Origin of the sequence: Staphylococcus simulans (assembly GCF_002902285.1) — a bacterium.
Classification (GTDB): Bacteria; Bacillota; Bacilli; order Staphylococcales; family Staphylococcaceae; genus Staphylococcus; species Staphylococcus simulans.
In genome coordinates, this window is the sequence record NZ_PPRU01000040.1 from 38,563 (window position 1) to 51,776 (window position 13,214).

The 13,214-nt window shown below is 34.6% G+C and carries 17 protein-coding genes; 12 read left to right on the top strand and 5 right to left on the bottom strand.

The annotated features are described in order from the left end of the window. The first annotated feature begins 11 nt into the window (after window positions 1–11). The 3 genes from vraT to vraR are packed head-to-tail and all read left to right on the top strand — an operon-like array spanning window position 12 to window position 2,372. On the top strand, window positions 12–713 hold the full coding sequence (gene vraT, locus CD112_RS09705) for a cell wall-active antibiotics response protein VraT (protein ID WP_002481664.1): 702 nt from the start codon (window positions 12–14) through the stop codon (window positions 711–713). Next, entirely contained in the window at window positions 710–1,753 is a 1,044-nt protein-coding gene (gene vraS, locus CD112_RS09710) for a sensor histidine kinase VraS (RefSeq protein WP_002481663.1), read from the top strand. The genes vraT and vraS overlap by 4 nt, the downstream gene beginning before the upstream one ends. Beyond that, the gene (gene vraR / locus CD112_RS09715) at window positions 1,743–2,372 is read left to right on the top strand and encodes a response regulator transcription factor VraR (RefSeq protein WP_002481662.1); all 630 of its coding nucleotides are present in this window, start codon (window positions 1,743–1,745) and stop codon (window positions 2,370–2,372) included. The genes vraS and vraR overlap by 11 nt, the downstream gene beginning before the upstream one ends. A gap of 70 nt (window positions 2,373–2,442) precedes the next feature. Here the strand turns inward: vraR and CD112_RS09720 are convergent, their stop codons facing one another. From CD112_RS09720 to CD112_RS09735, 4 genes are all read right to left on the bottom strand, one after another. Beyond that, window positions 2,443–3,021, bottom strand: a complete 579-nt coding sequence (locus CD112_RS09720) for a beta-class carbonic anhydrase (protein ID WP_002481661.1) — start codon at window positions 3,019–3,021, stop codon at window positions 2,443–2,445. Between the two features lie 207 nt (window positions 3,022–3,228). Next, window positions 3,229–4,305 (bottom strand): YihY/virulence factor BrkB family protein, encoded by a 1,077-nt coding sequence (locus tag CD112_RS09725; RefSeq protein ID WP_002481660.1) that lies wholly within the window; start codon window positions 4,303–4,305, stop codon window positions 3,229–3,231. 130 nt (window positions 4,306–4,435) lie between these two features. Continuing rightward, window positions 4,436–4,726 carry a hypothetical protein gene (locus CD112_RS09730; protein ID WP_002481659.1) on the bottom strand — a complete coding sequence of 97 codons (291 nt, stop codon included), beginning with the start codon at window positions 4,724–4,726 and terminating at the stop codon, window positions 4,436–4,438. Window positions 4,727–4,733: 7 nt separating this feature from the next. Beyond that, window positions 4,734–5,198: a low molecular weight protein-tyrosine-phosphatase gene (locus CD112_RS09735; protein ID WP_023015860.1), complete on the bottom strand. Its 465-nt coding sequence runs from the start codon at window positions 5,196–5,198 to the stop codon at window positions 4,734–4,736. 223 nt (window positions 5,199–5,421) lie between these two features. On the opposite strand from CD112_RS09735, the gene CD112_RS09740 reads away from it, so the two are divergent. From CD112_RS09740 to CD112_RS09750, 3 genes are read left to right on the top strand one after another with little or no spacing between them, the layout of a single operon-like run. Beyond that, window positions 5,422–5,628, top strand: a complete 207-nt coding sequence (locus CD112_RS09740) for a DUF1128 family protein (RefSeq protein ID WP_002481657.1) — start codon at window positions 5,422–5,424, stop codon at window positions 5,626–5,628. Between the two features lie 36 nt (window positions 5,629–5,664). After that, entirely contained in the window at window positions 5,665–6,903 is a 1,239-nt protein-coding gene (locus CD112_RS09745) for an aminopeptidase (protein ID WP_103364222.1), read from the top strand. A gap of 58 nt (window positions 6,904–6,961) precedes the next feature. After that, window positions 6,962–7,459: an acyl-CoA thioesterase gene (locus tag CD112_RS09750; protein WP_031262747.1), complete on the top strand. Its 498-nt coding sequence runs from the start codon at window positions 6,962–6,964 to the stop codon at window positions 7,457–7,459. Window positions 7,460–7,527: 68 nt separating this feature from the next. Here CD112_RS09750 and yfkAB read toward each other — a convergent pair whose 3' ends face one another. Then, window positions 7,528–8,679, bottom strand: a complete 1,152-nt coding sequence (yfkAB, locus tag CD112_RS09755; RefSeq protein WP_103364223.1) for a radical SAM/CxCxxxxC motif protein YfkAB — start codon at window positions 8,677–8,679, stop codon at window positions 7,528–7,530. A gap of 172 nt (window positions 8,680–8,851) precedes the next feature. Here yfkAB and CD112_RS13630 point away from each other — a divergent pair, with 172 nt between their 5' ends. The 6 genes from CD112_RS13630 to CD112_RS09780 form a co-directional block, all read left to right on the top strand. Beyond that, complete coding sequence (locus CD112_RS13630) at window positions 8,852–9,019, top strand: SE1561 family protein (RefSeq protein WP_096754677.1); 168 nt, start codon at window positions 8,852–8,854, stop codon at window positions 9,017–9,019. 116 nt (window positions 9,020–9,135) lie between these two features. Next, window positions 9,136–9,663 carry a type 1 glutamine amidotransferase domain-containing protein gene (locus CD112_RS09760; protein ID WP_070626232.1) on the top strand — a complete coding sequence of 176 codons (528 nt, stop codon included), beginning with the start codon at window positions 9,136–9,138 and terminating at the stop codon, window positions 9,661–9,663. Between the two features lie 179 nt (window positions 9,664–9,842). After that, the gene (gene sgtB / locus CD112_RS09765; RefSeq protein ID WP_070626234.1) at window positions 9,843–10,655 is read left to right on the top strand and encodes a monofunctional peptidoglycan glycosyltransferase SgtB; all 813 of its coding nucleotides are present in this window, start codon (window positions 9,843–9,845) and stop codon (window positions 10,653–10,655) included. Between the two features lie 176 nt (window positions 10,656–10,831). Then, window positions 10,832–11,635: a recombination regulator RecX gene (recX, locus tag CD112_RS09770; protein ID WP_023015857.1), complete on the top strand. Its 804-nt coding sequence runs from the start codon at window positions 10,832–10,834 to the stop codon at window positions 11,633–11,635. Beyond that, on the top strand, window positions 11,628–11,942 hold the full coding sequence (locus CD112_RS09775; protein WP_002481649.1) for a YfhH family protein: 315 nt from the start codon (window positions 11,628–11,630) through the stop codon (window positions 11,940–11,942). The genes recX and CD112_RS09775 overlap by 8 nt, the downstream gene beginning before the upstream one ends. A 15-nt stretch (window positions 11,943–11,957) precedes the next feature. Then, window positions 11,958–13,214: ATP-binding cassette domain-containing protein (locus CD112_RS09780; RefSeq protein ID WP_103364224.1), on the top strand; the 1,257-nt coding region annotated here is incomplete at its 3' end.

Genomic DNA, 13,214 nt, shown 5'->3' on the forward strand with positions numbered 1-13,214 from the left:
GGTGGCGAAACATGACCAATAAGTATATCTCAACTGAGATGTTGATAATATTTACAGCATTAATGATTATAGCCAATTTTTACTATATCTTTTTTGAAAAAATCGGCTTTATTCTCGTATTATTATTAGGGATTATCTTAATGTACGTAGGCTATCTTTATTTCCATAAAGTCCGAGGTCTGTTGGCCTTTTGGATTGGTGTATTAATGATTGCCTTTACACTGCTCTCTAACAAATATACGATTATTATTCTTTTTATTTTCTTAGTGCTGATTATTATTCGTTATATCGTCTTCAAATTTAAACCGATGAAGATTATTGCTTCTGATGAAGAAGTTACTTCACCGCAATTTATTAAACAAAAATGGTTCGGTAATCAAAGAACTCCTGTTTATGTTTATAAGTGGGAAGACTTGCAAATTCAACATGGCATCGGCGATATCCATATTGATTTAACGAAAGCAGCAAATATTAAAGAAAATAACACGATTGTGATGAGACACTTCATTGGTAAGATTCAAATTATTGTGCCGATGAATTACAATATCAATCTTCACGCAGCAGCATTTTATGGTAATGCGACTGTGAATCAGAATACGGTTAAGATTGAAAATAATCATATCCAAATGACTGAAGAAACAAAAGAAGAAAACTATAACATCAATATTTATACTTCGACATTTATTGGTGATGTTGAGGTGGTTTATAGATGAACCACTATATCAGAGCCATCGGTTCGATGCTGATATTGAACTATAGTATTTTAGCGATTTTCTTTTTTATAGACAAAGTATTCGTCAACATCATCTACTTTCAAGGAATGTTTTACACGCAGATTTTCGGCATTCCTGTTTTCTTATTTTTAAATATTATAGTGATTTTGATGAGTATTATTGTTGGTTCTGTGTTAGCGTATAAAGTGAACGAACAAAATGATTGGATTAAAACACAAATTGAACATTCCATTGAAGGGGAAGTTGTCGGTATTAATGATCAAAATATCGAACTCTACCAAGAAACTTTGGATATCTATCATACACTTGTGCCATTAAACCAAGAATTACATCGACTACGTATTAAAACACAAGATTTGACCAACGAAACATATAATTTAAATGACGTTAAAGTGAAGAAAATTATAGAAGATGAACGCCAGCGTTTAGCTAGGGAATTGCATGATTCAGTTAGTCAGCAATTATTTGCGGCAAGTATGATGTTATCGGCGATTAAGGAATCACCACTTGAACCGCCACTTGATCAGCAAATTCCAACACTAGAAAAGATGGTCCAAGATTCGCAACTAGAAATGCGTGCATTGTTATTACATTTAAGACCGCTTGGCTTAAAAGATCGCTCACTTGGGGAAGGAATTAAAGATCTTGTTGTGGACTTACAAAAGAAAGTGCCTATGAAAGTAGTTTATGATATTGAAGACTTTGAGGTACCAAAAGGCATAGAAGATCATTTATTCCGTATCACCCAAGAAGGGATTTCCAATACACTGCGACATGCAGAAGGCACAAAATTAACGATAGATTTATTTAATAAAGATGATTATCTGTTATTGCGTATTCAAGATGATGGTAAAGGCTTTGATGTAGATGAAAAAATGGAGAAAAGCTATGGATTGAAGAATATGCGAGAGCGAGCATTAGAAATCGGGGCAACACTGCATATTGTTTCTTTGCCTGGGGCAGGGACAAGAATTGAAGTGAAGGCTCCATTGAATAAGGAGGAAAATGATGGCGATTAAAGTATTATTTGTCGATGACCACGAAATGGTTCGTATCGGCATCTCAAGTTATTTATCTACACAACCTGATATAGAAGTCGTCGGGGAAGGCAAATCAGGTAAAGAAGCAATTGAAAAAGCTCATGAATTGCAGCCTGATTTAATCTTGATGGATTTGTTGATGGAAGACATGGATGGCGTAGAAGCTACAATGCAGATTAAAAAAGATTTACCTCAGATTAAAGTATTGATGCTGACAAGTTATATTGAGGATAATGAAGTGTATCGTGCTTTAGACGCTGGGGTAGACAGTTATATTCTAAAAACGACGAGCGCAAGTGATATCGCAGAAGCGATTCGTAAAACATATCGTAACGAAGCGGTGTTTGAAGCGGAAGTACTTGTTAAAATGCGTAATCGCATGAATCAACGTGCTGAATTATATGAATTATTAACAGATAGAGAAATGGAAATTTTATTGTTAATCGCAAAAGGTTATTCTAACCAAGAAATCGCCAGTGCGTCACATATTACGATTAAAACAGTTAAAACACATGTGAGTAATATACTAAGCAAGCTAGAAGTTCAAGATAGAACACAAGCTGTTATTTACGCATTCCAACACGATTTAATTCAATAAAAGAAAAGGCAAGATTGAAAATGAGTGCTTTCAATCTTGCCTTTGTATTATCCATAATACAGTTTATGTACTATTTATTTTTTTCTGCCAGTTCATAGCCATCTTGGATTAATTCTAATTCGCCAGTATGCGGATCAATCACAAGACCATGAATTGGTACTTTTTTATCAAATAATGGATGATGATAAAGCATATCAATATTATGTTTAACATTATCACTTGCGTTTTCGAAGCCTTCTAAGAAGTTGTCCACGTCTACACCAGAGTGTTTGATAATATCAAACGTTTCATCAGTAACGCCACGTTCTTTCATTGCATCTTTTACAGTATTTACGTCTAAACTACCCATGCCGCAGTCTTTGTGTGCCATAATAATAATTTCTTCAGCACCTAATGCATAAATACCAACTAATAAACTTTTAATTGTAGAACCGTATGGATGCGTAATAATAGCGCCTGCATTTTTGACTACTTTTAAATCTCCGTTATTAAAACCTAAAGCTTTTGTGCCTAAGTCTTGTAAACGTGTATCCATACAAGTGAATAATACTGCTTTTTTATTTGGTTTTTTACTTGTGGAATAGTTTTCAAACTCTTTGTTTTCCACAAATTCCTTATTGTAAGATAAAATACTGTCTAATAATGTCATCTTATTTACACTTCCTGTATCCTGAATTTAGTTGTTTTGTTATATCAAGATGAATTGACTGTCATGACTAGTTCACAAAAATGTCACTAACCAAATATTATCATACCCTAATGAATACATAAAATAACATGTTTTTAAAAAATAAAAGAAAAAGAGCAACATCAACTTTGATTTTATACAAAGTGACTTGCTCTTTAAGTAATATGATTATCTTTCAGTATGAGGATTCTGCATTTCTGCACGTTCAAATTCACGTTCTTCAAGTGAATCTCCGTGTTTCAATGTTCTGCGTTGGTTAATAATCGCATTGATCTCAGCACCGACAATGATGATGAAACCAGTGATATATAGCCATAACATTAACACGATGATACCACCGATACTGCCGTATGTTTTAGAGTAGTTTGAGAAGTTTGAAACATAGAAACCAAACGCTGCAGTACCTAGAATCCATACTATTGATGCGAAAAGTGCACCTGGTAATACAGATTTGAATTTAATTTTGATATTCGGTGCTAGGGCATATAGTGTTGAGAATAATAAGAAAATCACGATAAATGGTAATAAGAATCGTAAAATACTAAATACCCATTTCACTTGGCTATCAAGTCCAAGCGGACCAAATAATAAATGACCGATTTGTTGACCGAAAACTGGTAAGATTAAGGCCGCAATAAATACTGCACCCATAATCACAGTGAATAGCACACTGATTAATTTCAATACGATAGGGTTTCTGCCGTCTTCAACATCATATGCTACGTTGAACGCGTTCATTAAGGCTGTCATACCATTTGAGGCAGACCAAAGTGCCAAAATCAAACCTACTGATAAAATACCGCCGCTGGCATTTTTCATAATATCTTCGATAATACCTGTCAGTAGATCCGCTGTAGAAGCAGGTGCATTTTTTGCAATCATACCGACAATTTTATTTCTATCGATTTGGAATAATGGTAAAAGTGAAAGCAAAAATAGCAACATAGGGAACAGTGATAACATAAAGTAATATGAAAGCTGTGCTGCTAAGCCTGTCGCATCATCTTTACCAATTCGATAAATTAAAAATGAAAAGAAATTGGAATCTTTCGTATATTTAGCCGGTTTGTTATTTCTAGCTACAAAGAATGTCTGATTTGATTTTTTTGGTGACTTAGATTTGAATTCTTGCGGTGCCACATAATTATTATGATCTTCGTGTGTAATACCCTCAGACTTTTCTTTTACTTTTTGAAAAATCCCTTCTTTTTTATTATTTTTGTCTTTTTCATTTGAATGAGACATAACATGTACTCCTTTATTACTATATTCAGTTGGTCAATGAGTTGAAAAAAGGGGGATAGAACTTAGATGAGTAAAACTCACTTAAGTTTATCCCTATAGTCAACGCATTGTAATGCTCTTAAACCTATAATTAGTTTAAGTGTTTATCGTTTTGTTTACGCTCTTGTAACGTGTTTTTCGCATTTTTCAATGCACGTTCTAATTCTGGGTTATTGCGACGAATTTCTTCGATAGCATCTTTCCAGTAAAGAACTTCTTCTTTGATTACGCTGATTTTTGAAGGTCCTCTGTCAGAACGTTTACCTTCTTTTAAGTTCTGAATACTACTTTTTAATGCATTTCGCGTATTTTTGTCAGCTAATGTAATTGCTCCGCCGACTAAAGCACCTAATAAAATGCCTGGTACTAATTTGTTATTCATAATTTATCTACCCCTCTTTAGAATTTGTGTCTTTAAGAATGTAATCAATTAAATTATCACATGATGATTGTACCATATCGAATACACCCTCAAAATTATTTGTATAGTAAGGATCAGGTACATCTTGTTCTTCCATATCGCTGAATTCCAACAATTTGAATAATTGGCCCTTCAACTCTGGATTGATACGCTTAATGTTATCCACATTACTTTGATCCATCGCAATAATGTAATCAAAGTCATCCGTAGATTCAAATAGTTCACTGATCATACCGTCAAAAGGTATGTTGTGAGTATTTAGAATGCGTTGTGTTCCTTCGTGAGGTGCTTGGCCTAAATTCCAACTGCCTGTACCGCGTGAGACAACTTCAATGCCTTCTATACCGCGGTCTTTCAGACGTTGTTTCATAATTGCTTCAGCCATTGGAGAACGACAAATATTGCCTAAACAGACAAATGCTACTGTAGTCATATTTTACCTCCAAATTATTTTTCAGCCGGATAAATAAAGCGTATGATGAACATAGATACAAGGTATACCTAACGTTCCATAGATAATATTTACCCGAACTCTGATGAAATAACCCATATAATATTATCTTATCGGTTTTTAACCAACATCTAAAGAGTAAATTATCAAAAGTTTTCAGGAATTGTTGAGTTTGATAATATATAAACATAAAGAGGTGATTTAAATGTCAGAAACAAATAGAGATATGATCATTGATATCAGAGAGAAACTAAACGTGGTAAACGTTAATCTAATCGATCCTGATAAATTTGAAGATGCAGATGAAGCTAAAATCAAAGAAATTCATAGCTTTGTTACTTCAAAAGAAAAATTTTCACCAAGTGAAGTGACTGCCATCGCATCTGAATTAGGCGAACTACGACAATCGTAAGAACAAACAGCAGTCAGAATAAGGAGGAACTTTGTTATGTCACAATTACAAGAAAAGCTAAAACAATATGCACAACTTATCGTAGATGTCGGTATGAATGTGCAAGAGGGGCAACCAGTATTTATTCGTTCATCAGTAGATGCTTTAGAATTAACGCATGATATCGTTGAGGCAGCATACAAACGCGGCGCTTCTGATGTAAGAGTAAAATATGCAGATGATACATTAAGACGTTTAAAATTTGAACATGAATCTGTAGAATACTTCGAAGAAAATGATTTGAAAGATTATGATATTGAAGAACGTATGGATTATGTAAAACGTGATGCTGCGAATTTAGCTTTAATGAGTTCTGACCCTGATTTATTAAGTGATGCAGATAGTGCTAAAAAAGCAGCTTTCGGCAAAGCTTATTCAAAAGGATTCAAAGGATATATGGAAGCAATTCAAAATAATGACTTACCATGGTGTGTAGTCGTATATCCGAACAAAGCATGGGCACAACGTGTCTATCCTGAATTAGATGCTGAAGCAGCTTATGAAAAATTCATTGATGAATTATTAGACATTGTTCGTGTAGATGGTAATGATCCGATTGAAAACTGGAATCAACATATCCAAAACTTAAGTGAACACGCTAAATATCTACAAAACAAACAATATTCAGCACTTCACTATGTTTCAGAAGGTACAGATTTAACAATTGGCTTGCCTAAGAATCATTTATGGCAAGATGCGACAAGTTTCACAAATGATGGACAAGAATTTATTGCCAATATCCCAACTGAAGAGGTATTTACAGCCCCTGATCGTAATCGTGTAAACGGTCATGTGACAAATAAACTTCCGCTCAGCTATAACGGAACGCTGATCGATGGCTTTACGCTTACATTTAAAGATGGCAAAGTTGTAGATTTTTCTGCTGAAAAAGGGGAAGAAGTATTACGTGACTTACTTGATACTGATGAAGGTTCAAGATATCTAGGGGAAGTCGCGTTAGTTCCAGACGATTCACCGATTTCAAATCGTAATCGCGTCTTTTATAACACATTGTTAGATGAAAATGCTTCTTGCCACATCGCATTAGGCGCTGGTTATCCGTTTACGATAATTGGCGGTACAGAAATGACACGTGAACAATTAACAGAAGAAGGTTTAAATGATGCGTTTATTCATGAAGACTTCATGATTGGCAGCGCAGATTTAACGATTTATGGTATCACGCAAGATGGGGAAGAAGAGATTGTGTTTAAAGACGGTAACTGGGCTTACTAAAATAAATATAATCAATTCATAAAGGAGATCAATTGTGGAACAAAGAGAAAGTAAACCAATGTCAGCATCAAAAACTGTAAAAGATCGTCAAGTATATCCGCAAGATACGAATCATCATCATACTATGTTCGGTGGACTCTTAATGGCGAACATTGATGAAATTGCGGCAATCTGCGCTATGAAACACAGCAGTACGCCAGTTGTTACAGCTTCTACAGATTCAGTGGACTTTTTATTACCTATTCGTAATGGAGATATTATTTCATATGAAGCAATGGTTTCATACGCTGGTTCAAGTTCAATGGAAGTTTGTGTACAAATCATTCTTCAAGATATCATCAATGATAAAAAACATATGGCAGCACTCAGCTTCTTAACATTTGTAGCGTTAGATGAAAACGGCAAACCAACAGAAGTACCAGATGTTTATCCTGAAGGTGAAATTCAAGAATGGTTCCATAGTACTGCGCCTGCACGTGTAAAACGCAGAAAAGAACGTCGTCAAGAAAGTAAAGATACCTTAGAGTTCTTAACGAGAAGACGACATATTGAATAAAATAAGCAATTAAAAATGGCATCTCAACATAAAATGAAGTGTTGAGATGCCATTTTGTATTATTAACATTATTGTTGTTGGAAGATGCGATGCATCATTTTTTCTTTTTCTCGGAAATCAGTATTTGGATAATACATATTTTTTACTAGTAAGTTCGGTCCTAAGCAATGTACCGGTGCACAATGACAATTCAAACTTTGTGCTAAGTCTGAAGCGAGCCATTTGTCGAAAACATCTGTAAGACGATCGGTTTGGATATTAGAAATAGAACCTGTCTCATCGCCGAAGTCTGTCACAATCACATCGCCAGTAAAGACATTGACGTTCAAACGGCTGCGGCCGTCTGGATCATTACGTAAGCTGACGTTTTTTGCTGAACGCAGTTGTTTGAATAATTGTGCATCGTCTTCATCTTGAATGCATGGGTAAATCGGTAGTGTCCCAAACAACATCCATACAGATTCGTCACGAATTTCTAAAAGATGACGTATAGTTTCTTTAATTTCTTTCAAACTAAGTACGTTAAGCTGACTCGCAAAATCAGATGGATACATCGGATGAATTTCATGTCGACTGCATTTCATATCATTTACCACTTCACGATGAATTTTTTCAAGGTAAGGTTTCGTGCTTTGGTTCAACATCGTTTCAGCAGAGACAAACATGCCTTGTTCAGATAATGTTCTAGAATTCTCAATCATTTGTTCATAAAGTTTGAGTTTTGCTCTAAGCGGCGGCTGTTTTTCCATTGCACCGAATCCAACTGTAGCGAATTCATCCGTTGTTCCCCAGTTGTGTGAAATATGCATCACGTCTATGTATTCAGCAATATCTAAATAGCGATCTTGCGGTAAAGTTAGATTAGAGTTCATTTGTGTATAAATACCGCGATCATAGGCATATTTTAATAGCGGTTTAACCACATTTCGAATTGATTTCTTAGAAAACATCGGTTCGCCGCCTGTGATAGATAGGGTACGTAAATTAGGAATTTCATCTAAACGTTTAAACATTAATTCCATTGGAAACGGTTCAGGGTCTCTTGTTTGTAAGGTATAACCGACAGCACAATGACTGCAGCGCATATTACATAAATTCGTTGTGGTGAATTCAATATTGCTTAACTGCAAGCTGCCGAACGCTTCGACATCGTTGTATGCCTCCCAAGGATCATTTGCTATAGTAATCGGCTTTTTAATATTCGTAGATTGGCCAATCATAATTTTGCCTTCTTTCTATACAATGTATTTCTTAATAAAAAAGGGGTAATGTGAAGTGAAAGATTCAAATCACAAAAGATGAGTCATTCCATATTATTAATATTCTAGTGAATTTTGTCAATCGCATGTTAGAATAGAATTATATTTTTAAAGAAGGAGCCTTATCATGAAAATGAGCGAAAATGAATTAATTACGAACATTAAAACGAGATTATCTGAATTTGTAGATGAAATTGATCATGTGGATCCAGATAAAGTCAGTGTTGAAGATGTTGATGAATGGATTGGTTTACTAGACCAATTAGAAGAAAAAGTAAAACTTTATCAACGTGAGAAGTAAGGTCCCATACTTTCTATGTTTAAATCATGACATTTTGGTCTATACAATAAGTACAATCAAAGACAAAAGTAATTCTGAATACAATTTATTGTATAGAATAGAAAGGTGATAAATAAATGGCACAAACAGTAGCAATTATTTTAGGTAATGACTTTGAGGATATTGAATTAACTAGTCCAAAAGAAGCAATCGAAGAAGCAGGCTACAATACAGTGATTATCGGCTCAGAAGCTGGAGAAGAAGTCGTAGGTAAACACGGTACAAAAGCTAAAGTTGATGTAGATATCGGCTCAGCTGAACCAAGCGATTATTCAGCATTATTAATTCCAGGCGGATTCTCACCAGACCATTTACGTGGAGACGTAGAAGGAAGATATGGTACATTCGCAAAAGCATTTATTAAAGAAGATGACCCAATCTTTGCGATTTGCCATGGTCCACAAGTATTAATTGATACTGATGATTTAAATGGCCGTACGTTAACAGCGGTATTAAACGTACGTAAAGACTTGGAAAACGCAGGTGCACATGTTAAAGATGAATCAGTAGTCGTTGATAAAAATCTTGTAACAAGCCGTACACCTGATGATTTAGATGACTTCAACAAAGCGATTGTTGATACTTTAAAAAACAATGAAAAATAAGCAGTTATAAGCTTAGCCGGAGTATCTATAAGATATTCCGGTTTTTTACATATCCAGGAGTATCAATGTGTACTACTCAAGACCGATTTTGTGTCAAAACGTATAATTCTTATTTCATATCAAACAGTTCTCAATTATAATATGTGTGAAATACTAAAATAGATTGAGGAGATCTGTGTATGAAAAGAAGCGAAAGGCTATCGAGGTCTCAACGTGAGACAACAAGAGGCACACAGAATACACCCCATTATAATACTTATTATCAACCCGTAGGTACACCGCCGAGAAAAAGAAAAAGCAAAGGGCTATTTTTAAAATTACTTATTGGACTCATTATTGTAATTGCACTCTTCTTTGGTGTGATGTATGCATTGTCATCACGTGCCAATGTAGAGGACTTAAAAACCATTGAAAATAAATCTACGTTTGTTCCAATCAATGATATGCCGAATTATACTAAAGGTGCTTTTATCGCTATGGAAGATGAGCGATTCTATGACCATGGCGCATTTGATGTGAAAGGTATATTTAGGGCACTGTTCACGACATTAAGTGATCAATCGGTACAAGGTGGCAGTACAATCAGTCAACAAGTTGTTAAGAATTATTATTATGGAAATGAACAAAGTTTTACACGGAAAGTGAAAGAAATATTGGTCGCATCGCGTATGGAACGGGAATATTCTAAAGAAGAGATATTGAGCTTTTACGTTAATAATATTTATTTTGGTGATAATCAATATACTATTGAAAGTGCTGCAAATCATTACTTTGGTACAACGACCGTCGCAAACAGTCAAAATATGCCGACGATTAGTGTGCTTCAAAGTGCCATTTTAGCAAGTAAAATTAATGCGCCAAGTGTATATGATGTCAATAATATGTCACAGAACTATATTAACCGTGTCAAAATCAATTTAGAAAAGATGAAGCAGCAAGGTTATATCAACAATGAACAATATAAAACAGCATTAGCTCAGTTAGGCGTTTAATGCGATTTCAGGCAATCAGTATATTCAGCTGCATTGCCTTTTTTATATGTCGCATGCTTAAAAGAGACAATGTATGTTACTTGTGTAAATTCAGGAGGATAATGCTATAAAAGTACATGCATTTGTTTTACAATAAGTATCGATACCGTTATGAATTTAAGAGAAGAGGTGAGACCATGCCTAAAATTACAATGATTGAAGTTCAAAAGAAAAATAAAGAGCGGTTTAATTTATACTTAGACGGTGCCTTTGAGATGGGTATCGATATGGATACTTTAGTACACTTTAATTTAAAAAAAGGCGATGCGCTCACTGCTGAAGATATGATGCATATTCAAAAGTATGAGCATTATCGCTTAGGGTTACATTACGCTGTTCAATATCTTTCATATCGTAAAAGAACTGAACAAGAAGTCATTACACATTTACAAAAACATGAAATCAATGAGGTAGCTATTGCAGAAGTCATTGCTTATTGTCATCAAGAAGGCTATATTGATCATCAAGATTATGCGGAAAGTTTAAAAAATACTATGATTCGGACTACTGATAAAGGGCCTGAAATTTACAAACAAAAGCTTTATAAAGCCGGAGTCGAAAAGAATATTATTGAAGATTATGGCGAACGTTATGAACAAGAACAACCGCTTGAAGATATCGTTGCGCTTGCTGATAAATTGATGCATCAAAAGAAAGGGCCGATGAAGAAGCGGACAGATAAAGTGAAACAATCATTATTACAAAAAGGCTATTCATTCGAGATGATTAATGAAGCGATGCAAGCCTTAGATTTTGAACCAGATACAGATGAAATTGATGCTTTATTGCAAAAGGAATTAGAAAAAGTGTATCGTAAAAATGAACGCAAATATAGCGGGCAACAACTTGTGATGAAAACAATAGAAGCACTTCTCAGAAAAGGCTATGAGTATGATACAATTAAAGATAAATTAAGAGAAAGCGGGATTAGCGATGACTGAGAAAAGTTTAAGCGAAATGACTAAGAGTGAAATTTTAAATGAAATACAAAAATATAAAGAAAAAATGCGTAAAGCAGAAATGAACGGCATTTTAAATGAATATGATGTCTACCGTACAAAAGTCATCATTGCGGAAAGTTACTTAGTAGATACAGATAAAATTGAATTCGGTAAACTTTATGAATTAAATGATGGTACGAAACGTTATATGCGTGTAGATCGTTTGAAAGGTGTCTTTGCATGGGGCAAAATCCTGCATAGCGGACTAAGTGAAGAAGGCATCCCAGTCGCATTATTAAAACTTTAGAAGGATGTAGAAATTATGGCGAGTTCGATTGTATTAAAATTACTGAATATTACACATTATTATCGTAAAAAGAATAGAAAAAAATGGTATCTGCCGTATGGTTATGATGCTGAAGATATCGAATTGAATAATGTGTCACTTCACTTATATCAAGGAGAATCATTAGGTATTATAGGGGAGCCTGGTGCGTCGAAAACGTTAATCGGCAGAATCTTAGCCGGTGAAGTTAAACCTGATAAAGGGCGTATCCGACGTAACGGCAGTTTATATTTCGGAGATATCGAAGATAAACATTTACACGAAGAAACGGTGACTGCACTTGTTCAAAATGCAGTGGAATTATTTACATATACGGTTTCTGGACATAAAGTCGAACAAATTTTGCGCTATGCTGATTTATATGAGCAGAAAGATAAGCTAGTTTACCAGTTAACTGATCGTGAATATGCACAATTAATTGTAAGTTTAGCACGTACGTCTAAAGCAGATATCATTATCTTTAATCATGTATTAAGTGAATTGGATGATGCATTTATGGAGAAAGCCATAACACTTTCGCAAGATTACATAGATGATGAACTTACAATGATTACAATCGATGATAATTTAAAGGTTATCCAGGCAGTATGTAACTATGCCGTATGGATTTCACATGGTCAATTACGTATGGAAGGTCCATTGAGTCGTGTGTTACCTGCATTTAAAGAACATGAACGAGACCGTCAATCATTAAAAACTGAAGATGAAAAAGCGCAGTTTGATGTAGACTGGAAAGAAAAACGTACGCGTATTCCTGAAATGTCTTATAACTTCAAACGAATTGAACGTTATAAACACGCAAAACCGACACCTTTCTTGGCACGTGTTATCGGTTGGAGTGTTTTGTTACTGATCGGCTTTATTTTTACAGCGGTATTGTTGTTTAACAATTTAGGGATTGTGCATTTTGCGCAAAACACTGAACAAAGTAAATTACAAGCTCAGAAAAAAGGTGTATTTGATGAGACTTTGACCTACGGTATTGTGATGAATAACAATATTGAAGTTAAAAGGATTGACCATAAACAAAAAGTGAAGCTGCCGAAATATACATTTGTGACGATTACTGGAGAAAATGATAATAAATATCGACTGGTTATCGATGATAAATCTTATGTAATTGGTAAAAATAAATTATATCATTTCAATCCAGCAGGTCTTTATGAAAGACATAGTAAAGATACACTCGAAGATTACATGAAGTCTAATTATATTAATTATATAGATTTCTAT